This window comes from Pseudomonas sp. FW300-N2F2, assembly GCF_017351655.1.
Classification (GTDB): Bacteria; Pseudomonadota; Gammaproteobacteria; order Pseudomonadales; family Pseudomonadaceae; genus Aquipseudomonas; species Aquipseudomonas fluorescens_AA.
This window is the reverse complement of the sequence record NZ_JACNDQ010000003.1, coordinates 247951-270615: the sequence shown is the minus strand read 5'-3', so window position 1 is coordinate 270615 and position 22665 is coordinate 247951. Positions and strand designations below refer to the sequence as shown.

At 61.0% G+C, this 22665-nt stretch carries 23 protein-coding genes; 11 read left to right on the top strand and 12 right to left on the bottom strand.

Features of this window, described 5'->3' with window-relative positions; all coding sequences use genetic code 11:
• Positions 1-58 precede the first annotated feature (58 nt).
• Both typA and thiI read right to left on the bottom strand, forming a co-directional pair.
• Complete coding sequence (typA, locus tag J4E63_RS22060; protein WP_003186725.1) at positions 59-1879, bottom strand: translational GTPase TypA; 1821 nt, start codon at positions 1877-1879, stop codon at positions 59-61.
• Between the two features lie 138 nt (positions 1880-2017).
• On the bottom strand, positions 2018-3472 hold the full coding sequence (gene thiI, locus J4E63_RS22055; RefSeq protein WP_207283361.1) for a tRNA uracil 4-sulfurtransferase ThiI: 1455 nt from the start codon (positions 3470-3472) through the stop codon (positions 2018-2020).
• A gap of 328 nt (positions 3473-3800) precedes the next feature.
• On the opposite strand from thiI, the gene glnA reads away from it, so the two are divergent.
• The 6 genes from glnA to ntrC all read left to right on the top strand — a co-directional run bounded on the left by glnA (position 3801) and on the right by ntrC (position 9994).
• A complete protein-coding gene (glnA, locus tag J4E63_RS22050) occupies positions 3801-5207 on the top strand; it encodes a type I glutamate--ammonia ligase (protein ID WP_003196860.1) in 1407 nt (468 codons plus the stop codon).
• A gap of 123 nt (positions 5208-5330) precedes the next feature.
• Positions 5331-5894 (top strand): chorismate mutase, encoded by a 564-nt coding sequence (locus J4E63_RS22045; protein ID WP_207283360.1) that lies wholly within the window; start codon positions 5331-5333, stop codon positions 5892-5894.
• Between the two features lie 189 nt (positions 5895-6083).
• Positions 6084-6602 carry a DUF4124 domain-containing protein gene (locus J4E63_RS22040; RefSeq protein WP_207283359.1) on the top strand — a complete coding sequence of 173 codons (519 nt, stop codon included), beginning with the start codon at positions 6084-6086 and terminating at the stop codon, positions 6600-6602.
• Entirely contained in the window at positions 6599-7222 is a 624-nt protein-coding gene (locus tag J4E63_RS22035) for a DUF4124 domain-containing protein (RefSeq protein WP_207283358.1), read from the top strand. The genes J4E63_RS22040 and J4E63_RS22035 overlap by 4 nt, the downstream gene beginning before the upstream one ends.
• A gap of 253 nt (positions 7223-7475) precedes the next feature.
• The gene (gene glnL / locus J4E63_RS22030) at positions 7476-8561 is read left to right on the top strand and encodes a nitrogen regulation protein NR(II) (RefSeq protein ID WP_053117539.1); all 1086 of its coding nucleotides are present in this window, start codon (positions 7476-7478) and stop codon (positions 8559-8561) included.
• On the top strand, positions 8558-9994 hold the full coding sequence (ntrC, locus tag J4E63_RS22025) for a nitrogen regulation protein NR(I) (RefSeq protein ID WP_060739603.1): 1437 nt from the start codon (positions 8558-8560) through the stop codon (positions 9992-9994). The genes glnL and ntrC overlap by 4 nt, the downstream gene beginning before the upstream one ends.
• Positions 9995-10543: 549 nt before the next feature.
• On the opposite strand, the gene J4E63_RS22020 is transcribed toward ntrC, so the two are convergent.
• Positions 10544-10984 (bottom strand): hypothetical protein, encoded by a 441-nt coding sequence (locus J4E63_RS22020; RefSeq protein ID WP_207283357.1) that lies wholly within the window; start codon positions 10982-10984, stop codon positions 10544-10546.
• Here J4E63_RS22020 and trmL point away from each other — a divergent pair.
• Entirely contained in the window at positions 10983-11438 is a 456-nt protein-coding gene (gene trmL, locus J4E63_RS22015) for a tRNA (uridine(34)/cytosine(34)/5-carboxymethylaminomethyluridine(34)-2'-O)-methyltransferase TrmL (RefSeq protein ID WP_192262088.1), read from the top strand. The genes J4E63_RS22020 and trmL overlap by 2 nt on opposite strands.
• A 188-nt stretch (positions 11439-11626) precedes the next feature.
• Here trmL and secB read toward each other — a convergent pair whose 3' ends face one another.
• The 3 genes from secB to J4E63_RS22000 are packed head-to-tail and all read right to left on the bottom strand — an operon-like array spanning position 11627 to position 12818.
• Positions 11627-12109 (bottom strand): protein-export chaperone SecB, encoded by a 483-nt coding sequence (gene secB, locus J4E63_RS22010; RefSeq protein WP_060739605.1) that lies wholly within the window; start codon positions 12107-12109, stop codon positions 11627-11629.
• 39 nt (positions 12110-12148) lie between these two features.
• On the bottom strand, positions 12149-12403 hold the full coding sequence (gene grxC, locus J4E63_RS22005) for a glutaredoxin 3 (RefSeq protein WP_207283356.1): 255 nt from the start codon (positions 12401-12403) through the stop codon (positions 12149-12151).
• A gap of 1 nt (position 12404) precedes the next feature.
• Positions 12405-12818 (bottom strand): rhodanese-like domain-containing protein, encoded by a 414-nt coding sequence (locus J4E63_RS22000; RefSeq protein ID WP_060739607.1) that lies wholly within the window; start codon positions 12816-12818, stop codon positions 12405-12407.
• 152 nt (positions 12819-12970) lie between these two features.
• Between J4E63_RS22000 and gpmI the strand changes: the two genes are divergently transcribed.
• From gpmI to J4E63_RS21980, 4 genes are all read left to right on the top strand, one after another.
• Complete coding sequence (gene gpmI, locus J4E63_RS21995; RefSeq protein ID WP_207283355.1) at positions 12971-14500, top strand: 2,3-bisphosphoglycerate-independent phosphoglycerate mutase; 1530 nt, start codon at positions 12971-12973, stop codon at positions 14498-14500.
• Between the two features lie 214 nt (positions 14501-14714).
• On the top strand, positions 14715-16007 hold the full coding sequence (locus J4E63_RS21990; RefSeq protein WP_207283354.1) for a murein hydrolase activator EnvC: 1293 nt from the start codon (positions 14715-14717) through the stop codon (positions 16005-16007).
• 32 nt (positions 16008-16039) lie between these two features.
• On the top strand, positions 16040-17356 hold the full coding sequence (locus tag J4E63_RS21985) for a S41 family peptidase (protein ID WP_060739610.1): 1317 nt from the start codon (positions 16040-16042) through the stop codon (positions 17354-17356).
• Between the two features lies 1 nt (position 17357).
• Positions 17358-18137: a divergent polysaccharide deacetylase family protein gene (locus tag J4E63_RS21980; RefSeq protein ID WP_192262085.1), complete on the top strand. Its 780-nt coding sequence runs from the start codon at positions 17358-17360 to the stop codon at positions 18135-18137.
• Positions 18138-18596: 459 nt separating this feature from the next.
• Here J4E63_RS21980 and J4E63_RS21975 read toward each other — a convergent pair whose 3' ends face one another.
• From J4E63_RS21975 to hisB, 6 genes are all read right to left on the bottom strand, one after another.
• Positions 18597-19343 (bottom strand): ABC transporter substrate-binding protein, encoded by a 747-nt coding sequence (locus tag J4E63_RS21975; protein ID WP_192262084.1) that lies wholly within the window; start codon positions 19341-19343, stop codon positions 18597-18599.
• Positions 19344-19406: 63 nt separating this feature from the next.
• Positions 19407-20177, bottom strand: a complete 771-nt coding sequence (gene hisF, locus J4E63_RS21970) for an imidazole glycerol phosphate synthase subunit HisF (protein WP_003196830.1) — start codon at positions 20175-20177, stop codon at positions 19407-19409.
• Between the two features lie 9 nt (positions 20178-20186).
• On the bottom strand, positions 20187-20924 hold the full coding sequence (hisA, locus tag J4E63_RS21965) for a 1-(5-phosphoribosyl)-5-[(5-phosphoribosylamino)methylideneamino]imidazole-4-carboxamide isomerase (protein ID WP_060739613.1): 738 nt from the start codon (positions 20922-20924) through the stop codon (positions 20187-20189).
• A gap of 42 nt (positions 20925-20966) precedes the next feature.
• Positions 20967-21221, bottom strand: coding sequence for a DUF2164 domain-containing protein (locus J4E63_RS21960; protein ID WP_003186749.1), 255 nt, complete (start codon positions 21219-21221; stop codon positions 20967-20969).
• On the bottom strand, positions 21221-21859 hold the full coding sequence (hisH, locus tag J4E63_RS21955; protein ID WP_024619262.1) for an imidazole glycerol phosphate synthase subunit HisH: 639 nt from the start codon (positions 21857-21859) through the stop codon (positions 21221-21223). Before hisH ends, J4E63_RS21960 begins: the two co-directional genes overlap by 1 nt.
• The gene (hisB, locus tag J4E63_RS21950) at positions 21859-22452 is read right to left on the bottom strand and encodes an imidazoleglycerol-phosphate dehydratase HisB (RefSeq protein WP_003186751.1); all 594 of its coding nucleotides are present in this window, start codon (positions 22450-22452) and stop codon (positions 21859-21861) included. Before hisB ends, hisH begins: the two co-directional genes overlap by 1 nt.
• Positions 22453-22665 lie beyond the last annotated feature (213 nt).

Below are 22665 nucleotides of genomic sequence, written 5' to 3'. Positions count from 1 at the left end.
AACGCCCCTGATCTCACAATCAGGGGCGTTTTTTTTCAGCCGCTAACTAAGTCGAAACTCAGTTGCCGCTTTTCTTGGCAGCGCGGGTACGCTCGCTTTCGCCAAGGATTTTCTTACGCAGGCGAATCGACTTAGGCGTCACTTCGCACAATTCGTCTTCCTGCACGAACTCCAGCGCTTGCTCCAGGGTGAACTTGACCGGCGGAACCAGGGCAATGGTTTCGTCCTTGCCCGAAGCACGCATGTTGTCGAGCTTCTTGCCTTTGGTCGGGTTCACGCCCAGGTCGTTGTCGCGGCTGTTCAGGCCGACGATTTGACCTTCGTAGATATCCTGGCCGTGCTCGACGAACAGCTTGCCGCGCGCTTGCAGGGTTTCCAGCGAGTAGGTCAGGGCCTTGCCGGTCGCAACCGATACCAGCACGCCGTTCTGACGGCCGGACATGTCGCCGGACTTCATCACGTCGTAACGATCGAAGATCGAGGTCAGGATGCCGCCACCGGAGGTCAGGGTCAGGAACTCGTTACGGAAACCGATCAGGCCACGGGCCGGGATGTTGTACTCAAGGCGCACACGGCCCTTGCCATCCGGAACCATGTTGGTCAGGTCGCCTTTACGCAGGCCCATTTGCTCCATGATCGCGCCCTGGGATTCTTCCGGCAGGTCGATGGTCACGTTTTCGTACGGTTCGTGCTTGACGCCATCAACCATGCGGATGATCACTTCAGGACGACCCACGCCCATTTCGAAGCCTTCGCGACGCATGGTTTCGATCAGTACCGAGAGGTGCAGCTCACCACGGCCGGACACTTTGAACTTGTCGGCCGAGTCGCCTTCTTCAACGCGCAGGGCAACGTTGTAGAGCAGCTCTTTGTCCAGGCGTTCCTTGATGTTACGGCTGGTCACGAACTTGCCTTCTTTACCGCAGAATGGCGAGTCGTTGACCTGGAAGGTCATGGAAACGGTTGGCTCGTCGACGGTCAACGGCTTCATCGCTTCGACGTTCAGTGGGTCGCACAGGGTGTCGGAGATGAACAGTTGCTCGAAGCCGCTGATGCAGACGATGTCGCCGGCCGCAGCTTCTTCAACGTCGATGCGGTGCAGGCCGTGGTGACCCATCAGCTTGAGGATACGACCGTTGCGCTTCTTGCCGTCGGCGTCGATGGCAACCACCGGGGTGTTCGGCTTGATGCGACCACGGGCGATACGACCAACACCGATCACACCCAGGAAGCTGTTGTAGTCCAGTGCCGAGATCTGCATCTGGAACGGACCGTCACGGTCGACTTTCGGCGCTGGTACGTCGTCGACGATCGACTGGTACAGCGGGGTCATGTCTTCAGCCATGGCGGTGTGGTCCAGACCGGCAATGCCGTTCAGGGCCGAGGCGTAGACGACTTTGAAGTCCAGCTGTTCTTCGGTGGCACCCAGGTTGTCGAACAGGTCGAAGATCTGGTCCAGAACCCAGTCCGGACGCGCGCCTGGACGGTCAACCTTGTTGATGACCACGATCGGACGCAGGCCGGCTTCGAACGCCTTCTTGGTCACGAAACGGGTTTGCGGCATAGGGCCGTCTTGAGCGTCAACCAGCAGCAGCACGGAGTCGACCATCGACATCACGCGCTCTACTTCACCACCGAAGTCGGCGTGGCCCGGGGTGTCCACGATGTTGATGTGGTAGCCGTTCCAGTTGATGGCGGTGTTTTTCGCCAGGATGGTAATACCGCGCTCTTTTTCCTGGTCGTTGGAGTCCATCACGCGCTCGTCGTTGAGCTCGTTGCGCTCCAGGGTGCCGGATTGACGCAAGAGTTTGTCTACCAGGGTGGTCTTACCATGGTCAACGTGAGCAATGATGGCGATGTTGCGTAGATTTTCGATCACTTGTGTATCTCGATCAGAGGATTCGGTGTGCTGACAGGTCGTGGCAGCGATTTACGTTGAGTCCGACAAAGCCGTTACAGCCTGTCGGCGGCGTCGGGGGGCCGGTGACGCAGGCCACAGGCAAACAGCCCCGGGCACTTAGCTCGGTCGATAAACGCGCACATTGGCATGCCCCTCACTGAGCAAATGGTGGGCATGCAGGCGACTCATCACGCCTTTGTCGCAATACAGCAGGTACTGGCGAGTAGGGTCCAGTTCCTTGAAACGCGCGTTCACGGCATAGAACGGCATCGTTTTTACCTCGATGCCGGCGACACTCAGCGGGTCGTCTTCAGCGTCATCCGGGTGGCGGACGTCGATGATGATCTGACCGGCCAGCGCTTCGCCGACTTCTTCAATCTTGATGTCCTGGCCCAATTCGTCGATGACGCGATCGATCGGCACCAGCCTGGCGTTTTCGAGCGCTCGCTCGAGTACCGCCATGTCGAATTCTTTCTCTTCGTGCTCCACCCGCCCGCGCTTGGCCGCCGTCTTCGGATTGACCGAGATGACGCCGCAGTATTCCGGCATGTGCCGGGCAAACTCGGCGGTGCCGATTTCGTTGGCCTGGTCGATGATGTCCTGCTTGTGGCTGGCGATCAGTGGACGCAAGACCAGCTTCTCGGTCACGCAGTCGATCACCGACAGGTTCGGCAAGGTCTGGCTCGACACCTGGGAGATCGCCTCGCCGGTCACCAGCGCATCGATTTGCAGGCGGTCGGCAATTCGTGAAGCGGCGCGCAACATCATACGCTTCAAAATGACGCCCATATGACTGTTATCGACTTTGCCGAGAATCTCGCCCAGGACTTCCTCGAACGGCACACTCACAAATAACACGCGTTGAGAGCTGCCGTACTTCTTCCAGATGAAGTGCGCCACTTCCATCACGCCCAGTTCATGGGCACGCCCGCCGAGGTTGAAGAAGCAGAAATGGCTCATCAACCCGCGACGCATGATCTGGTAGGCGGCCACCGTGGAGTCGAAGCCACCGGACATCAGCACCAGGGTCTGCTCCAGCGAACCCAGCGGATAACCGCCGATGCTGTTGTGCTGGCTGTGGATCACGAACAGCCGCTGGTCGCGAATTTCGATGCGTACTTCGATTTCCGGGTCTTTCAACGAAATACCGGCTGCGCCACATTGCCGGCGCAACTGGCTGCCGACGAACTTCTCCACATCCATCGAACTGAACGCGTGCTTGCCGGCGCGCTTGCAACGCACCGAAAAGATCTTGCCGGCCAGTGCGTCACCATAATGAAGCATGCACTTGGCGAGGATGTCGTCGAAATCCCCCAGCGGGTATTCATCGACTTGCAAAAAATGCGCGATGCCCGGCATGCAACTCAGGCGCTCGGTCATTTCCTTCAGCAGCTTGGGTTCGCTGACACGGGTTTCCAGTTCGAGGTTGTCCCACACGCCATTCACCACCACGGCCGGATCCAGGTCTCGGAGCACGGCACGGATGTTCTTGGCCAACTGGCGGATGAAACGCATCCGTACCGGGCGGCTCTTGATGGTGATCTCGGGGAAGACTTTTACGATTAGTTTCATGAAAACAGCGCGCGAACGGCCAGCCGAAAAAGGGGGGCGCGGATTATAGCGGAAATTGCTCAAGGTTTAACCAGTTAATGTGCAGATGGTTTTGCGCGCACCAAAACAGGTCATTATCGATTGGCGACGCCACATTGCAGTGCGTTATTGTCGGACAATCTTTGATTTACGCCTTTAAAAGCGTGTATTTGGTGCAAAAAACCCATGCTGGGGCACTGGCATGCAATTTGCTCCCTTGTGAGGCAGGTTGCCTTGGCAGAGTATTCGCGCCGGCATCACCCATATCTAAGGGCACTCCACTACCCGCCCGAAGCCACCCGGAGGACATATGTCGAAGTCGGTTCAACTCATCAAAGATCATGACGTCAAGTGGATTGATCTGCGCTTCACTGACACCAAAGGTACTCAACATCACGTGACCATGCCGGCCCGTGATGCGCTGGACGACGAATTCTTTGAAATCGGGAAAATGTTCGACGGCTCCTCCATCTCTGGCTGGAAAGGCATCGAAGCCTCCGACATGATCCTGATGCCGGACGACGAAACCGCCGTCCTGGACCCGTTCACCGAAGAGCCGACCCTGATCCTGGTCTGCGACATCATCGAACCTTCGACCATGCAAGGCTATGACCGCGACCCACGCGCCATCGCCCACCGCGCCGAGGAATACCTGAAGTCCACCGGTATCGGCGACACCGCTTTCTTCGGTCCTGAGCCTGAGTTCTTCATCTTCGACTCGGTCAAGTTCAAGTCCGACATCTCCGGTTCCATGTTCAAGATCTTCTCCGAGCAAGGCTCGTGGATGTCCGACCAGGATGTGGAAGGCGGCAACAAAGGCCACCGCCCAGGCATCAAAGGCGGCTACTTCCCGGTTCCACCGTTCGACCACGACCACGAAATCCGTACCTCCATGTGCAACGCACTGGAAGAGATGGGCCAGACCGTCGAAGTTCACCACCACGAAGTGGCGACTGCCGGCCAGAACGAAATCGGCGTGAAATTCAACACGCTGGTCAAGAAGGCTGACGAAGTACAGACCCTCAAGTACTGCGTACACAACGTTGCTGACGCTTACGGCCGCACCGCGACCTTCATGCCGAAGCCTCTGTACGGCGACAACGGTTCGGGCATGCACGTTCACATGTCGATCTCCAAGGACGGCAAGAACACCTTCGCAGGCGAAGGCTATGCCGGTCTGTCGGACACTGCCCTGTACTTCATCGGCGGTATCATCAAGCACGGTAAGGCCCTGAACGGCTTCACCAACCCGTCGACCAACTCCTACAAGCGTCTGGTACCAGGCTTCGAAGCCCCGGTCATGCTGGCCTACTCGGCTCGTAACCGTTCCGCCTCGATCCGTATTCCTTACGTGAACAGCCCTAAAGCCCGCCGTATCGAAGCACGCTTCCCGGATCCGGCTGCCAACCCGTACCTGGCCTTCGCTGCACTGATGATGGCCGGCCTGGACGGTATCCAGAACAAGATCCACCCTGGCGATGCCGCGGACAAAAACCTGTATGACCTGCCGCCTGAAGAGGCCAAGGAAATCCCACAGGTGTGTGGCAGCTTGAAAGAAGCCCTGGAAGAGCTGGACAAGGGCCGTGCGTTCCTGACCAAAGGCGGCGTATTCAGCGATGACTTCATCGACGCTTACATCGCACTGAAAAGCGAAGAAGAAATCAAGGTTCGCACCTTCGTACACCCACTGGAATATGAGCTGTACTACAGCTGCTGATCCGGTAGCGCCGCCACGCACGGCGTGAAATAAAGAAAGGCCTCCTTCGGGAGGCCTTTTTTATGGGCGCAGGTTACGTGCATGATGCCCCGTCGCCCCCCCCCTATGAAGACGAGACTACCCATGACTTTGCGCTTCAAGCTCTGCCTTGCCCTGTCTGCCGCGCTGCTGGCCTCCACCGCCGCAGCCGCCTCGACTCCCGCCCCAGAAGCCCTGACCCCGTTGCTTAACGCCATTGGCGAACGCCTGGCCATCGCCGATCAAGTGGCGCTGAGTAAATGGGACAGTGGCAAACCCGTAGAGGACCGTCAGCGCGAGCGTGAAGTCATCGCCGCCGCCGTCGCCCAGGCACCGGCCTACAAACTGAGCAGCGAAACCGTGGAAGCGTTTTTTGCCGCCCAGATAGAAGCCAACAAAATGGTGCAGTACATCAACTTGTCCGACTGGGCCCTGGACGGCAAGGCCCCGGACCTCCCGCGCCCGGACCTGGTGGGGCAGATCCGCCCGCAGCTCGACCGCCTGCAGAAACGCCTGCTGCAACAACTGGCCGACTTCGCCCCCTACCGCACCGACCCGCAGTGCCCGCAATGGCTGGCCCGTGCCACCCACCACGACAAGCAGCACCCGGTGCACCGGCTCGCCCTGATCCGAGCAACCGCAGAGCTGTGTATCTCCACAAAAGCCTAAGCCCCCCCTGTGGGAGCGAGCTTGCTCGCGATGAGGCCAGCACATTCAACACCTCAGTGCCTGACACTCCGCCATCGCGAGCAAGCTCGCTCCCACAAGGCAGGTCATGGCCCAACACACAACAACTTGGGCCAACCCTCCCCCCTGACCTATGCTGCAACTCAACACTTTCAGTTTTCGGTCGATTTTATGGGGCGCGGCTTTTCAATCATCCTGTTGTCGCTGCTGGCACTGTCCGCCGCCGCGCAGATCTACAAGTACATCGACGCCGAGGGCAATACCGCCTACAGCAACCAGCCACCCCAAGGCGTCCCGGCCCAGACGGTGGAGTTGCCGCCGCTCAACAGCATCGAACGCCAGTCTCCAGCCAGCCCGGGCACACCGACGCCCCCCATCAACAACGAAAAGTCGCGCGATGCCTACGAAACCCTGGAACTGACCGACATCCCCACCGACGAGGCCCTGCGCGCCAACAACGGCACCTTCACCGTTGGCGTACACGCTCAACCGCGCCTGCGCAGCCCGCATCTGTTCCGGTTGCTGCTGGACGGGCAGCCCTACGGCCAAGCGAGCAACGTGCCGCGCCTGCAATTGGTGAATATCGACCGAGGCGAGCACAGCCTCGCGGTTCAAGTCATCGACGGCGACAACCTCGTGCAGCAAAGCGAGACCGTCACCTTCACCGTGCAACGGGTACACCAGCCATGATCCGCTGGCTGCTCGCGCTGGGCCTGGCGCTGGCGGCGATGCCCGGCGTGGCGCAGGTCTATACCTACATCGATGCCCAGGGCAATCGCGTGTTCACCGATCAGCCGCGCCCCGGCAACGCAAAGAAAGTCCAACTGCCACCCGGCAACCGGATGCCGGCGCCGCCCACGGGTACAGCCTCGGCGCCCGCGACCGAAGCCAGGCCCGAACCGTTGTTTCATTACGAAATGCTCAGGCTGTTGATTCCCGAGCCGGACGCGACGATACGCAGCACCGCAGGCGAATTGATCGTCAGTGTCACCAGCGAACCGAGCCTGAGAAAAGGCCACCGCTACCGCCTGTTGCTCGACGGCAAACCAACGGGCGCGCCGGGACCGAGCCCGGTATTCGCCTTGAGCGACATCGATCGAGGCACCCATCACCTGGCGGTCGAAATCCTCGACGAGCAGGACCGTATCGTCGAACGCACCGCCAACCAGCCCTTCCACATGCAACGCATGTCCCTGGCGCAGAAGCGCCGCATCAAGCCCTGTGTCATGGCCGATTACGGTCAACGCCCCGAGTGCCCTCTCGCCGAAAAGCCTGAAGAAGAAAAAAGCAGCATCTTGCCGTTTTTTTAACACTGCCCAGGCTCTCGCACTATATTGGTGCAATAGCTTGCACGCTACTCAGTCCAAAAACCCATTTTGGTTCGAAAGTACCCGGAAAAGCTGGCAGAACGCCACGCAAGCGAGCGAAAAACACCCTTTTGAGGCTCTAAACGCTTCTTTTCGGAGCCTTGGTTTGGTTTTTGCATTTTCCTTGTGACAGCGCATTAATCGCGCGCGCAATTTGGGACCGGTCCCGAGTTGCTACGCTCCAAAAGAGGTCCTGATGACCATTAGCGACGCACTACACCGCTTGCTGCTCGACAACCTCACCACCGCGACCATCCTGCTCGACGCCGAACTGCGCCTCGAGTACATGAACCCGGCGGCGGAGATGCTCCTGGCCGTCAGCGGCCAGCGCAGCCACGGGCAGTTCATCAGCGAGTTGTTTACCGAATCTGCCGAAGCGCTCAATTCCCTGCGCCAAGCGGTGGAGCAGGCTCACCCGTTCACCAAGCGCGAGGCGATGCTCACCGCCCTGACCGGCCAGACCCTGACCGTGGATTATGCGGTCACGCCGATCCTGAACAACGGCGCCACCTTGTTGCTGCTGGAAGTCCACCCGCGTGATCGCTTGCTGCGCATCACCAAGGAGGAGGCGCAGTTGTCCAAGCAGGAAACCAGCAAGATGCTGGTGCGGGGCCTGGCCCACGAGATCAAGAACCCTCTCGGCGGAATACGTGGCGCGGCACAGTTGCTTGCCCGCGAACTGCCGGAAGAAAGCCTCAAGGACTACACCAACGTCATCATCGAGGAAGCCGACCGCCTGCGGAACCTGGTGGACCGCATGCTTGGCTCGAACAAGCTACCGTCCCTGGCGATGTGCAACGTCCATGAAGTGCTGGAGCGCGTCAGCAGCCTGGTGGAAGCAGAAAGCCAGGGTTGCATCACTTTGGTGCGCGACTATGATCCAAGCATTCCCGACGTCTTGATCGACCGCGAGCAGATGATCCAGGCGGTGCTGAACATCGTGCGCAACGCGATGCAGGCCATCAGCAGCCAGAACGAACTGCGCCTGGGTCGCATCAGCCTGCGTACCCGCGCCATGCGCCAGTTCACCATCGGCCACGTGCGCCATCGCCTGGTGACCAAGATCGAAATCATCGACAACGGTCCGGGCATCCCTGCCGAACTGCAGGAAACCATCTTTTTTCCCATGGTCAGCGGCCGTCCGGACGGTACCGGGCTGGGCCTGGCCATTACCCAGAACATCATCAGTCAGCATCAGGGCTTGATCGAATGTGAGAGCCACCCCGGCCACACCACTTTCTCGATCTTCCTGCCACTGGAACAAGGAGCCACATCGACATGAGCCGTAGTGAAACCGTGTGGATCGTCGATGACGACCGTTCTATCCGTTGGGTCCTGGAAAAAGCCTTGCAACAGGAAGGCATGACCACCCAGAGCTTCGACAGCGCCGATGGGGTGATGAGCCGCCTGGCGCGTCAGCAACCGGACGTCATCATCTCCGACATCCGCATGCCCGGCGCCAGTGGCCTGGACCTGTTGGCGCGGATTCGCGAGCAGCATCCGCGGCTGCCGGTGATCATCATGACCGCCCATTCCGACCTGGACAGCGCCGTGGCGTCCTACCAGGGCGGCGCTTTCGAATACCTGCCCAAGCCATTTGACGTCGACGAAGCCGTATCGCTGGTCAAGCGCGCCAACCAGCACGCCCAGGAACAACAGGGTATGGAAGAGGTGCCGGCCCTGGCCCGCACCCCGGAAATCATCGGCGAAGCGCCGGCGATGCAGGAAGTGTTTCGCGCCATCGGGCGCTTGAGCCACTCCAACATCACTGTGCTGATCAATGGCGAGTCGGGCACCGGCAAGGAACTGGTGGCCCACGCCCTGCACCGCCACAGTCCACGGGCGGCGTCGCCGTTCATCGCGCTGAACATGGCGGCGATTCCCAAGGACTTGATGGAGTCCGAGCTGTTCGGCCACGAAAAAGGCGCCTTCACCGGCGCGGCCAACCTGCGGCGCGGACGCTTCGAGCAAGCCGACGGCGGCACGTTGTTCCTCGATGAAATCGGCGACATGCCGGCCGACACCCAGACCCGCTTGCTGCGCGTGCTGGCCGATGGCGAGTTCTATCGGGTCGGCGGCCATACACCGGTGAAGGTGGACGTGCGCATCATCGCCGCGACCCACCAGAACCTGGAAACCCTGGTTCACGCCGGCAAATTCCGTGAGGACTTGTTCCACCGCCTGAACGTCATCCGTATTCATATCCCGCGCCTGGCGGATCGTCGCGAAGACATCCCGACCCTGGCCCGGCACTTCCTCAGCCGCGCGGCCCAGGAACTGGCGGTCGAGCCCAAGCTGCTCAAGAGCGAAACCGAGGAATACCTCAAGAACCTGCCGTGGCCGGGCAACGTGCGCCAGTTGGAGAACACCTGCCGCTGGATCACGGTGATGGCTTCAGGTCGCGAAGTGCACATCAGCGACCTGCCGCCGGAACTGCTGAGCCTGCCGCAGGATTCGGCCCCCGTGACCAACTGGGAGCAAGCCCTGCGCCAGTGGGCCGACCAGGCCCTGGCCCGCGGTCAGTCGAGCCTGTTGGACAGCGCGGTACCGGCCTTCGAGCGGATCATGATCGAAACCGCCCTCAAGCACACCGCCGGCCGCCGCCGCGATGCCGCCGTGCTGCTGGGCTGGGGCCGCAATACCTTGACCCGCAAGATCAAGGAGTTGGGGATGAAGGTCGACGGTGGGGATGATGATGACGGGGATGAGGGCTGATCGGTCTTCAGCCCTTCGCTGAATTTGAAGGCCCAATCGCGAGCAAGCCCGCTCCCACAAGGGAAACGCAATTCCTGGACTGCCCCCCAAAAGTCAGATTGGTGTCCAACTTTTTGGGGCAATCCATCCTGTGGGAGCGAGCTTGCTCGCGATGCTTTTAAAGGCCTCATGCACCGCATCAATGCACTGCGAACCGCAATTGCACATGCACCACCCGCCAAAACCAATCGGCCCAGCTCGAAAAAACCGCACAAACAAAAGCAAAAGCCCCGGAATACGGGGCTTTTGCGTCATAGAAAGCGTTTTTGTGACAAATAATTTAAAACTGGCACGCCCCCTGCAATAGCTAGATCACTACCCAGTTTCGGGGACCTTGGTACAGGCAGGCCGGGGAATCCCCATTTTATACCGGGCTCAGTGAGCCCACTGTTTTGGGGGCCTTGATACAGGCAGGTCAAGGTTTCCCTTCTTTACACCCAGGGCCATGCGCTTAGCGCGAGCCCTCCCGTTTTGGGGACCTTGGTACAGGCAGGCCGGGGATTCCCTCTTTTATTGCTCCTGGAGACGGACCTCCAGCCGCCAGCGGTCATCGACCTCGCTGCCGGTCCACTCCCCCCGCAACGGACGCGCCGCCACCAGCGTCAGCAACAACCCCTCGTCACTCAAACGCACCCGCCAGTTCACATCCTTGCCGTTGATCTTGAGCTGGCCCTTCTGCGGCTGACCTTCTGCTTGGAACAGCAACGCCACTGAGCCGTCGACAATTTCGCCATGGAGCTTGGGTTCATTGTTGAACCAGGCCACCAGCGTTCCGTCTGTCACCTCGATCTGTTGCAACGCGCTCGGCTCGGGCGTGGTCAGGCGCCCGATCATCAGCCCGACCATCATGCCGAAGATCGCCAAAGAGCCCATCACCCGAGGCATTAGCTTCGAACGTCGGTCGGTTTGCGGCGTAGAATGCCGCTCATCTTTATCTGCGGAGCCGTGCATGTTTCACGTCATCCTTTTTCAACCGGAAATTCCGCCGAATACCGGCAACGTCATCAGGCTGTGCGCCAACAGCGGCTGCCACCTGCATTTGATCGAACCGCTGGGCTTCGACATGGACGACAAGCGCCTGCGCCGGGCCGGCCTCGACTACCATGAGTATGCCACCTTGCAGCGTCACGCCGACCTCGCCAGTTGTCTGGAAAGCCTCGGGCATCCGCGTCTGTTCGCCTTTACCACCAAGGGTTCGCGGCCCTTCCATGACGCCAGCTTCGTCGCCGGTGACGCGTTCCTGTTCGGCCCGGAAAGCCGTGGCCTGCCGGCCGACGTACTGGACGCCCTGCCCACCGAGCAGCGCCTGCGCCTGCCAATGCGTGAAGGCTGCCGCAGCCTGAACCTGTCCAATACCGTGGCGGTGGCGGTTTATGAGGCGTGGCGGCAGAACGGGTTCGCCTGAGCCGTTCCTGTCAGCCAGAAACACCTGTGGGAGCGAGCCTGTGGGAGCCGAGCTTGCTCGCGATGAGGTCGACACGGTTCAACTGCAAAACCGTGTCATCGTTCATCGCGAGCAAGCTCGGCTCCCACAGGGCTCGCTCCCACAGGTTTTGTACCTGGCCGTCGAGCGCTATGCCTGGCAGTGGACGCTTACTGAACGGTCGCGCCGCCTTCCTGCTGCATGCGCTGCAGTTCTTGCGCATACAGGGCATCGAAGTTCACCGGCGCCAGCATGAGGGCCGGGAACGAGCCGCGGGTCACCAGGCTGTCCAGGGTTTCCCGGGCGTAAGGGAACAGGATGTTCGGGCAGAACGCGCCCAGGGTGTGGCTCATCGAAGGAGCATCCAGGTTCTTGATCAGGAAGATCCCGGCCTGTTGCACTTCAGCGATGAACGCCACTTCGTCACCGTTCTTGACGGTGACCGACAAGGTCAGCACCACTTCGTGGAAGTCATCTTCCAGGGCTTTCTGACGGGTGTTCAGGTCCAGGCCTACGCTCGGCTCCCACTGCTGGCGAAAGATCGCCGGGCTTTTCGGGGCTTCGAAGGACAGGTCACGTACATAAATGCGCTGCAAGGAGAATTGCGGTGCGGCTTCTTCTTCGCTGGCAGCTGTGTTCTGTTGGTCAGTCATCGCAGATCCTTCTTACTTTCAGGTTCTTTAGTGGGAAATTCAGGCCTTGAGCAGCGCGTCGAGCTTGCCAGCGCGCTCCAGGGCATACAGATCGTCGCAACCGCCCACGTGGGTGCTGCCGATCCAGATCTGCGGCACGGACGTGCGCCCGGCCTTCTGGGTCATTTCGGTGCGCAGTTGCGGCTTGCCGTCGACCTTGATCTCTTCGAAGGCCACGCCTTTGTTCTGGAGCAGGGACTTGGCTCTGGAGCAATAGGGGCAGTAATCGCTGGAATAGACAACAACGTGGGACATTTCACTTCACCAGGGGCAGATTGTCGGCTTTCCAGCTGGCAACGCCGCCGGACAGCTTGGCGGCGGTAAAACCGGACTTCATCAGCTCGCGGGCGTGGGTGCCGGCGTGCTGGCCTTGGGCGTCCACCAGGATCAGCGTCTTGGCCTTGTGTTTTTCCAGCTCGCCGATCCGCGCCATCAGTTTGTCCTGGGGAATGTTCACCGCCCCGACAATGTGACCGGCGGCGTAATCCTTGCTCGGGCGGATGTCCACCACCAGGCCGGCATCCTTGTTGACCAGTGCGGTCAGCTCCCCAGTGCTCAGGCTGCGACCGCCGCCCTGCATCGTGTGGGCAACCAGCAACGCCAGCAGCACGACGAAGATACCGACGAGAATGTAGTGGTTAGTGGCAAATTGAATCAGGTGAGCAACCATCGAAGGAGGTTCCAGGGCGTTAAAATGTCGGCCAGTATACACAGCACGCAAGGCCGGCCAAACCCCGCCCGGCGGTGACGCCGCCGGAACTTACCTTTAAACTGCCCGTCCCTTTTCCATCGTCTTCTTTTAACCCGCCACGAGTGGATTCCATGACTACCACGCCTAAACCTTTGGTCCTGATGATTCTCGACGGCTTCGGTCACAGTGACAGCCACGAATCCAACGCCGTGTATTCGGCCAACAAGCCTGTGCTGGACCGTCTGTGGGCCACCGTGCCCAACGGCCTGATCTCCGGCAGCGGCATGGACGTCGGCCTGCCGGACGGACAGATGGGCAACTCCGAAGTCGGCCACATGAACCTCGGCGCAGGCCGCGTGGTGTACCAGGACTTCACCCGCGTGACCAAATCGATCCGCGACGGCGAGTTCTTCGAAAACCCGACCATCTGCACCGCGGTGGATAAGGCCGTGGCCGCCGGCAAGGCCGTGCACTTCATGGGCCTGCTGTCCGACGGTGGCGTGCACAGCCACCAGGACCACCTGATCGCCATGGCCGAACTGGCTGCCAAGCGCGGCGCCGAGAAGATCTACCTGCACGCGTTCCTCGATGGCCGCGACACCCCGCCGAAAAGCGCCACGTCGTCGATCGAGCTGCTGGACGCAACGTTCCAGGCCCTCGGCAAGGGGCGCATCGCCAGCCTCGTCGGCCGCTACTTCGCCATGGACCGTGACAACCGTTGGGATCGCGTGGCCCAGGCCTACAACCTGATCGTCGACGGCAACGCCGAATTCAACGCCGCCACCGCCCAGGAAGGCCTGCAAGCCGCCTATGAACGCGGCGAAAGCGATGAATTCGTCAAGGCCACCACCATTGGCGAGCCGGTGAAAGTCGAAGACGGCGATGCCGTGGTGTTCATGAACTTCCGTGCCGACCGCGCCCGCGAGCTGACCCGCGTGTTCGTCGAAGACGATTTCAAGGAATTCGAGCGTGCCCGCCAGCCAAAACTGGCCGGTTTCGTCATGCTGACCCAATACGCCGCCAGCATTCCCGCGCCTTCGGCCTTCGCCGCCGGCAGCCTGGAAAACGTGCTGGGCGACTACCTGGCGAAAAACGGCAAGACCCAACTGCGCATCGCCGAGACCGAAAAGTACGCCCACGTGACGTTCTTTTTCTCCGGCGGCCGTGAAGAACCGTTCCCGGGCGAAGAACGCATCCTGATCCCCTCGCCGAAAGTCGCCACCTACGACCTGCAACCGGAGATGAGCGCACCGGAAGTGACCGACCGCATCGTCGACGCCATTGAAAACCAGCGTTACGACGTGATCGTGGTCAACTACGCCAACGGCGACATGGTCGGCCACAGCGGCGTGTTCGACGCGGCGGTCAAGGCCGTGGAATGCCTGGACACCTGCGTTGGCCGCATCGTCGAGGCCCTGGAAAAGGTCGGCGGCGAAGCACTGATCACGGCCGACCACGGCAACGTCGAGCAGATGTCCGACGAATCCACCGGCCAGGCCCACACCGCCCACACCACCGAGCCGGTGCCGTTCATCTATGTCGGCAAGCGGGACTTCAAGGTCCGCGACGGTGGCGTGCTGGCTGACGTGGCGCCGACCATGCTGATGTTGCTGGGCATGGAAAAGCCTGCGGAAATGACCGGGACTTCGATCCTGGTTTGATTCCGCAAACCCTGTGGGAGCGAGCTTGCTCGCGATAGCGCCGGATCAGCCAACCTTGATGTTGACTGATACACCGCCATCGCGAGCAAGCTCGCTCCCACATGGGTTCTTGGTGTTTTTCGGGCCAGTTATCACACAACCCCAAATGGGCGTTTTTTTTGCAGCGTGGGGCGGGCATACTAGGCCGTCCCTTTCCCTGGTGTCGCCCGCCTCTATGCTTCGCGTCCTGATAGCCCTCGTTCTGACCTGCTTGCTCCAACCGGCCTTTGCCGACGAGCGCGCGCAAACCCAACAGCAGTTGGAAGCCACGCGCCAGGACATTGCCGAGCTGAAAAAGCTGCTGGGCAAGTTGCAGGAAGAGAAATCCAGCGTGCAGAAAGACCTGCGCGGCACCGAAACCGAGATGGGCAAGCTAGAGAAGCAGGTCGACGCCCTGCAAAAAGAACTGAAGAAAAGCGAATCCGAGCTGCAGCGGCTCGATGGAGAGAAAAAAAAACTCCAGAGCGCGCGCACTGAACAGCAAAAGCTGATCGCCATCCAGGCCCGGGCCGCCTACCAGAACGGCCGCCAGGAATACCTCAAGCTGCTGCTCAACCAGCAGAACCCCGAGAAGTTCGCCCGTACCCTCACGTATTACGATTACCTGAGCCAGGCCCGCCTGGAACAACTCAAGAACTTCAATGAAACCTTGCGCCAACTGGCCAATGTCGAAAAAGACATCGAGCTGCAGCAGGCCCAGTTGCTGGTGCAGAAAAGCAGCCTCGACACCCAGCGCGAAGAACTCGAGAAGGTTCGCAAGGAACGCCAGGTGGCCCTGGCCAAGCTCAATGACGATGTGAAGGCCCGCGACAGCAAGCTCAAGGCCCGCGAGCAGGACCAGGCCGAACTGGCCAATGTGTTGAAAACCATCGAAGAGACCCTGGCCCGCCAGGCCCGAGAGGCGGAAGAAGCGCGCCAGAAAGCGCTGATCGCCCAGCAGGAAGCCGAAAAAAAGCGTTTGCGTGAAGCCCAGGCCGACGCAGACGCCGGCGATGCACCGCGCAAACCGGCAAAATCCAGCCCCGGCGCACTGGTTTCCAGTGACGGCGAAACCTTTGGCGGCGCTTTTGCTTCAGCCCGAGGCAAACTTCCGTGGCCGGTCAATGGTCGATTGCTTGCGCGCTTCGGTGAAACCCGCGGCGACGATACTCGCACCAAGTGGGACGGGGTGATGATCAGCGCCTCGGCCGGCAGCCAGGTACATGCCGTGCATGGCGGGCGCGTGGTATTCGCCGACTGGTTGCGCGGCGCCGGCCTGCTGGTGATCCTCGATCACGGCAACGGTTACTTGAGCCTGTACGGCCACAACCAGACGCTGCTCAAGTCGGCGGGCGACGTGGTCAAGGCCGGAGAGTCCATCTCCACGGTCGGTAACAGTGGCGGGCAGGATACGCCAGCACTGTATTTCGCTATTCGTCAGCAGGGTCGCCCCAGTGACCCGGCCCAATGGTGTCGTGCGCAAGGATAAGCGCGCCCATCCTATTAAGGAGTTCGTTCGACATGCTGCATTTGTCCCGCCTTACCTCGCTGGCCCTGACGATCGCCCTCGTGATCGGTGCGCCCCTGGCTTTCGCCGCCGAACCGGCCCCATCGGCCCCCGCCGCCACGGCCGCAACCACCAAGGCGCCGCTGCCGCTGGACGAACTGCGCACCTTTGCCGAGGTCATGGACCGGATCAAAGCCGCCTACGTGGAACCGGTGGATGACAAGATGCTGCTGGAGAACGCCATCAAAGGCATGCTCAGCAACCTTGACCCGCACTCGGCATACCTGGGCCCGGAAGATTTCGCCGAGCTGCAGGAAAGCACCAGCGGCGAATTCGGCGGCCTGGGCATCGAGGTCGGCAGCGAAGACGGCTTCGTCAAGGTGGTCTCGCCAATCGACGACACGCCTGCTTCCAAGGCCGGCATCCAGGCCGGTGACTTCATCGTCAAGATCAACGGCCAGCCGACGCGGGGCCAGAGCATGACCGAAGCCGTGGACAAGATGCGCGGCAAGATCGGCCAGAAGATCACCCTGACCCTGGTGCGCGATGGTGGCACACCGTTCGACGTGACCCTGACCCGTGCGGTCATCCAGGTCAAGAGCGTGAAAAGCCAGTTGCTGGAGTCGGGCTACGGCTACATCCGCATCACCCAGTTCCAGGTCAAGACCGGTGAAGAAGTCGCCAAGGCCCTGGCCAAGATGCGCAAGGACAACGGCAAGAAACTCAACGGCCTGGTCCTGGACCTGCGTAACAACCCCGGCGGCGTATTGCAGTCGGCGGTGGAAGTGGTGGACCACTTCATCACCAAGGGCCTGATCGTCTACACCAAGGGCCGTATCGCCAATTCCGAGCTGCGCTTCTCGGCCACTGGCAACGACTTGAGCGAAGCCGTGCCATTGGTGGTGCTGATCAACGGCGGCAGCGCTTCGGCCTCGGAAATCGTCGCCGGCGCCCTGCAGGACCAGAAGCGCGGTGTGGTCATGGGCACCACCAGCTTCGGCAAGGGCTCGGTGCAGACCGTATTGCCACTGAACAACGACCGCGCCCTGAAGATCACCACCGCGCTGTACTTCACGCCCAACGGCCGTTCCATCCAGGCCCAGGGCATTGTCCCGGACATCGAAGTGCGCAAGGCCAAGATCACCAACGAGCAGGACAGCGAATACTTCAAGGAAGCCGACCTGCAAGGTCACCTGGGCAACGGCAACGGCGGCGCCGACAAACCGACCGGTTCCGGCGCCAAGGCCAAGCCGATGCCCCAGGATGACGACTATCAGTTGGCCCAGGCCTTGAGCTTGCTCAAAGGGTTGAACATCACGTCCGGCCGCTGAGATGGGCCTGCGTTTCACCTTCGTCCTGCTGTGCCTGCTGGCGGGGGCCGTTAACGCGGCGCCCGCCACGCCCTCTTCGCCGCACAAGGCGTACCTGAGCCTGATCATCGACGACCTGGGGCAAAACCTGCCCCGGGACCGTCGAGTGCTCGCCCTTCCCGGGCCGGTCACCGCCGCGATCATGCCTGACACCCCCCACGCCGCCGAATTCGCCCGCGAAGCCCATCGCGCCGGCAAGCTGGTCATGCTGCACATGCCCATGGACCCGGCCACCGGGCCGTTCGCCTGGCATCCGGACCTGTCCATCGAAGAACTGGGCAAGCGCCTCGACGCCGCGTTCGCCGCCGTGCCCTACACCAGTGGGATCAACAACCACATGGGCAGCCGCATGACCGCCCAGCCCCAGGCCATGGCGTGGCTGATGGCGAACTTGCAGCAACGCCACAAGTTTTTCGTCGACAGCCGCACCAGCGCCCAGACCGTCGCCGCCGCCGAAGCGCAAAAGATCGGCCTCGCCAGTGTGTCGCGGGATGTGTTCCTGGACGACGAGCGCACCGAAACCGCCATCGCCCAACAGCTGCAAACCGCCATCGACCTGGCCCGCCGACAAGGCTCGGCTGTGATGATCGGCCATCCCTATCCGCAGACCCTGGCGGTACTCGAACGCGAGCTACCCAAGCTCAAGGCCCAGGGCATCGAATGGATCGATATCAAGTCGATGATCAGCCTGCGCAGCAATCAGGCGATGGTCGGGCATGGGAAGAATGGGGTGTATCGATAGCGACAACCGCGTTGCCGTCATCGCGAGCAGGCTCGCTCCCACAGTGGTTTTGCATCGGGCCCAAGATTGGTGTTCACAGCAGATCCCTGTGGGAGTGAGCCTGCTCGCGATGACGGCGGCACATGCAACATCCCGGCAAGCTGACCCACCGCTTTCGCGAGCAAGCTCGCTCCCACAGTGGTTTTGCATCGGGCACAAGATTGGTGTTCACAGCAGATCCCTGTGGGAACGAGCCTGCTCGCGATGACGGCGGCACATTCAACATCCCGGCAAGCTGACATCCCTCTCTCGCGAGCAAGCTCGCTCCCACAGTGGTTTTGCATCGGGCCCAAGATTGGTGTTCACAGCAGATCTCTGTGGGAGCGAGCTTGCTCGCGATGACGGCGGCACATTCAACATCCCGGCAAGCTGACCCACCGCTTTCGCGAGCAAGCTCGCTCCCACAGGTTTGTCCAGCTATCAGAGATACCGCGCCATGATCGCGTCCACCGCCCCTTCCTTGCGGAGCTCATCCAAGGCAGCCTGAAGCCGGGCGACCACGTCGTCGGGCACGTCCTTGTTCAAGGCCAGGTACAACTCGGCACTGTTGAAGCGCAGCACGGTCTTGAGATCGGTCACCCCTTCCTGACGTGCCAGGTAACGCCCGGCCGGGTCCCCGGTGGCCCACAGATCGATCTGGCCGTTGACCAGCTTCCTGGCGTTGTCCTGATCGCGCAACACGACAATCGGCTTGAGTCCCTGCTTGGCCAACGTCTCGGCAATTGCGTCGCCCTTGTAGGCACCGATCTTGTATTGACGCGCCTGCTCCAGCGAGTCGAGAGCGATCTTGCTGTCGGCCTTGGCGAGCATGATCCAGTCGTCCGGACCGATGGGGCCGACCCATTTGAAAAGCTTTTCACGCTCTGGCAACCGCGCCATGACAAACACACCGTAACCCGGACTTTCCAGGGCGAGTTTGTAGATGCGCTCCCAGGGGAAACGTAGCGTCAGGCTGTAGGAGATATCGGCGCGCTTGAATATCTCGCGGACGATGTCCACGGCAATGCCATGGATGTTCTCGTCCTGGGCGAAGTTCTTACCGTTCTTGGCCATGTTGTACGGGGGGAAGTTTTCCGTCAGCAACACCAGCGATGTATCAGCGGCGCGGACAGTACCTGCGAGCAGCAACGTGGCACCGGCAAAGGCAAGAACGAGGCGTTTGAGCATGTCGGGCTACCGCAATCCATGGTGTGCCCAAGAGTGCCTTGGGCCCGCCATGGTGTCCAGCAGTCAGCGAATGCAGATACCGCGATGAGCCATATAGGCCTTGGCTTCCGGCACGGTGTATTCGCCAAAGTGGAAAATGCTCGCCGCCAGCACCGCGCTGGCGTGGCCTTCCAGGATGCCGTCGGCCAGGTGTTGCAGGTTGCCGACGCCGCCGGACGCGATCACCGGAATGCCCAGGGCATCGCTGATGGCCCGGGTGACGCCCAGGTCGAAACCGTTTTTCATGCCGTCCTGGTCCATGCTGGTCAGCAGGATTTCACCGGCGCCCAGGCCTTCCATCTTCTTCGCCCACTCGACGGCGTCCAGGCCCGTGGGTTTGCGACCGCCGTGGGTGAAGATTTCCCAGCGCGGGGTTTCACCCGGGCCGGAGACTTTCTTGGCATCGATGGCCACGACAATGCATTGCGAGCCGAAGTGCTGGGCCGCTTCGCCGACGAACTCCGGGTTGAACACTGCCGCAGTGTTGATCGACACTTTGTCCGCTCCGGCATTGAGCAGGTTGCGGATGTCTTGCACGGTGCGCACGCCACCGCCCACGGTCAGCGGGATGAACACCTGGCTGGCCATGCGCTCGACGGTATGCAGCGTGGTATCGCGGCCATCGACGCTGGCCGTGATGTCGAGGAAGGTGATCTCGTCCGCGCCCTGTTCGTCGTAGCGACGGGCGATTTCCACCGGGTCGCCGGCATCACGGATGTTCTCGAACTTCACACCCTTGACCACCCGGCCGTTGTCCACGTCCAGGCAAGGGATAATGCGTTTGGCCAGCGCCATGGTGAGTCCTCAGCCTTTGTAGGAGTCGCAGAAGGCCTGGGCCTCGGCGACGTCCAGGGTGCCTTCGTAGATCGCGCGACCGGTGATCGCACCGATGATGCCCGGCGCCTTGGCGTCGAGCAGTGCCTTGATGTCACCCAGGTTGTGGATGCCACCGGAAGCGATCACCGGAATCTTGGTGGCGGCAGCCAGGGCGGCGGTGAACGGGACATTGCAGCCCTGCATCATGCCGTCTTTGGCGATGTCGGTGTAGACGATGGCAGACACGCCGTCGGCTTCGAAACGCTTGGCCAGGTCGATCACCTGCACGGTGCTGACTTCAGCCCAGCCGTCGGTGGCGACAAAACCGTCCTTGGCGTCGAGGCCAACGATGACCTTGCCCGGGAACGCGCGGCACGCTTCGGCAACGAACTCAGGCTCCTTCACCGCCTTGGTGCCGATGATCACGTAGCTCACGCCAGCCTTGACGTAGTGCTCGATGGTTTCCAGCGAGCGAATACCGCCACCGATCTGGATCGGCAAGTTCGGGTAGCGCTTGGCAATGGCCGTGACCACCTCGCCATTGACCGGCTGCCCTTCGAAGGCGCCATTGAGGTCGACCAGATGCAGGCGACGACAGCCGCCCTCCACCCACTTGGCGGCCATGCTCACCGGGTCATCGGAAAACACCGTGGAGTCTTCCATGCGGCCCTGACGCAGACGTACGCAAGCGCCGTCCTTGAGATCGATAGCGGGGATAATCAGCATCTGGCAAACCTTCAAATACGAATATTCAGCTTGGCTCGAAAATCAATTTTTCTCGAGCGCCCACAAGTCGCTTTCAATGCTTTCGAACCTTTCTTTAAGGTGCGTCTGCACATCGAAAATCGCCCTGTTGTAATAGTGCGGCGCAATTTCGCGGGTAAACAGGTCAAGAATTTCCGCCGCTTCGAACGAACCCAGGTCCAGTTCGAAACGCTCCTCCATGAACCGCTGGATCTTGCGGTTCGCTTCACTCTCCTGCTCGGGCGTGAGGGTGAGGATCGGCGGTTTCTTGCGGGCCATTACCAGCGCCCGTCCCACGCCGCGAAGTTCTGCAGCAATTGCAGGCCATGGGTATGGCTCTTCTCCGGGTGGAACTGCACGGCGAAGCGCGAACCATCGGCCAGGGCCGCGGCGAAATCGACGCCATAGTGACCGCTGCCCACCACCTGCCGCGCATTGCCGGCGGCGATGTAGTAGCTGTGCACGAAGTAGAAACGCGCCAAGTCCGGAATGTTGTGCCACAACGGGTGATCCACCGTCTGCTTCACTTCGTTCCAGCCCATGTGCGGGACCTTCAAGTGCTCGCCGTCTTCGTGCAGGCCCTTGCCAAAGAACTTCACCTGGCCCGGGAACAGCGAGATGCAATCGACACCGTCGTTCTCTTCGCTGCGATCGAGCAAGGCCTGCATGCCCACGCAGATGCCGAGGAACGGACGGTCCTGGCTGACTTCGTGCACCAGCTTGTCGAAGCCCAGGCGACGAATCTCGGCCATGCAATCACGAATCGCGCCGACGCCGGGGAACACCACCCGGTCGGCTTCGCGAATCACGTCAGCATCGCTGGTGATCAGCACCTTGCCGGCGCCCACGTGCTCGAGGGCCTTGGCCACCGAGTGCAGGTTGCCCATGCCGTAGTCGATAACCGCGACCGTCTGCATTACAGGACGCCCTTGGTGGAAGGCATCTGGCCGGCCATGCGGTCATCGAGCTCCACGGCCATGCGCAGCGCGCGGCCGAAAGCCTTGAACACGGTTTCGATCTGGTGGTGGGTGTTGTGCCCGCGCAGGTTGTCGATGTGCAGGGTCACGTTGGCGTGGTTGACGAAGCCCTGGAAGAATTCCTGGAACAGGTCGACGTCGAAGCCGCCGACGGTGGCACGGGTATACGGCACGTGCATCTGCAGGCCCGGGCGGCCGGAGAAGTCGATGACCACCCGCGACAGCGCTTCATCGAGCGGCACGTAGGCATGGCCGTAGCGACGGATGCCCTTCTTGTCGCCGATGGCTTTGGTAAAGGCCTGGCCCAGGGTGATACCAACGTCTTCCACCGTATGGTGGTCGTCGATATGCAGGTCGCCCTTGCTGACGATGTCCAGGTCGATCAGCCCGTGACGGGCGATCTGGTCCAGCATGTGCTCAAGAAAAGGTACACCGATATCAAACCGGGCCTTTCCGGTGCCATCCAGGTTGATCGAGGCTTTGATCTGGGTTTCCAGAGTGTCGCGCTCGACAGACGCCTTACGTTCGGCCATCACCAGCTCCGCAAAATCATTGGGCGAAAAAGGCAGCCATTATAGGGGCGCGAGCGGCAAACAGAAACACAAGAGGTGACATCACTGACGGGCTGAATCCCGGGCTGTCGGTGATAGACATGTCCATACAAGTCTTTGCCTTCACCCAAAACGACTGTGGGAGCGAGCTTGCTCGCGATGGCGGTGGGTCAGCAGACAATGATGTCGACTGAC

Coding starts and splice junctions, on each gene's coding strand:
- hisH (WP_024619262.1), bottom strand. CDS start 21,859: ATGCAGACGGTCGCGGTTATCGACTACGGCATGGGCAACCTGCACTCG.
- J4E63_RS21985 (WP_060739610.1), top strand. CDS start 16,040: ATGCTGCATTTGTCCCGCCTTACCTCGCTGGCCCTGACGATCGCCCTC.
- J4E63_RS21990 (WP_207283354.1), top strand. CDS start 14,715: ATGCTTCGCGTCCTGATAGCCCTCGTTCTGACCTGCTTGCTCCAACCG.
- J4E63_RS21960 (WP_003186749.1), bottom strand. CDS start 21,221: ATGGCCCGCAAGAAACCGCCGATCCTCACCCTCACGCCCGAGCAGGAG.
- hisB (WP_003186751.1), bottom strand. CDS start 22,452: ATGGCCGAACGTAAGGCGTCTGTCGAGCGCGACACTCTGGAAACCCAG.
- J4E63_RS22040 (WP_207283359.1), top strand. CDS start 6,084: ATGGGGCGCGGCTTTTCAATCATCCTGTTGTCGCTGCTGGCACTGTCC.
- J4E63_RS21980 (WP_192262085.1), top strand. CDS start 17,358: ATGGGCCTGCGTTTCACCTTCGTCCTGCTGTGCCTGCTGGCGGGGGCC.
- glnA (WP_003196860.1), top strand. CDS start 3,801: ATGTCGAAGTCGGTTCAACTCATCAAAGATCATGACGTCAAGTGGATT.
- J4E63_RS22035 (WP_207283358.1), top strand. CDS start 6,599: ATGATCCGCTGGCTGCTCGCGCTGGGCCTGGCGCTGGCGGCGATGCCC.
- glnL (WP_053117539.1), top strand. CDS start 7,476: ATGACCATTAGCGACGCACTACACCGCTTGCTGCTCGACAACCTCACC.
- J4E63_RS22045 (WP_207283360.1), top strand. CDS start 5,331: ATGACTTTGCGCTTCAAGCTCTGCCTTGCCCTGTCTGCCGCGCTGCTG.
- gpmI (WP_207283355.1), top strand. CDS start 12,971: ATGACTACCACGCCTAAACCTTTGGTCCTGATGATTCTCGACGGCTTC.
- trmL (WP_192262088.1), top strand. CDS start 10,983: ATGTTTCACGTCATCCTTTTTCAACCGGAAATTCCGCCGAATACCGGC.
- J4E63_RS21975 (WP_192262084.1), bottom strand. CDS start 19,343: ATGCTCAAACGCCTCGTTCTTGCCTTTGCCGGTGCCACGTTGCTGCTC.
- J4E63_RS22020 (WP_207283357.1), bottom strand. CDS start 10,984: ATGCACGGCTCCGCAGATAAAGATGAGCGGCATTCTACGCCGCAAACC.
- thiI (WP_207283361.1), bottom strand. CDS start 3,472: ATGAAACTAATCGTAAAAGTCTTCCCCGAGATCACCATCAAGAGCCGC.
- secB (WP_060739605.1), bottom strand. CDS start 12,109: ATGACTGACCAACAGAACACAGCTGCCAGCGAAGAAGAAGCCGCACCG.
- hisA (WP_060739613.1), bottom strand. CDS start 20,924: ATGCTGATTATCCCCGCTATCGATCTCAAGGACGGCGCTTGCGTACGT.
- ntrC (WP_060739603.1), top strand. CDS start 8,558: ATGAGCCGTAGTGAAACCGTGTGGATCGTCGATGACGACCGTTCTATC.
- hisF (WP_003196830.1), bottom strand. CDS start 20,177: ATGGCGCTGGCCAAACGCATTATCCCTTGCCTGGACGTGGACAACGGC.
- J4E63_RS22000 (WP_060739607.1), bottom strand. CDS start 12,818: ATGGTTGCTCACCTGATTCAATTTGCCACTAACCACTACATTCTCGTC.
- grxC (WP_207283356.1), bottom strand. CDS start 12,403: ATGTCCCACGTTGTTGTCTATTCCAGCGATTACTGCCCCTATTGCTCC.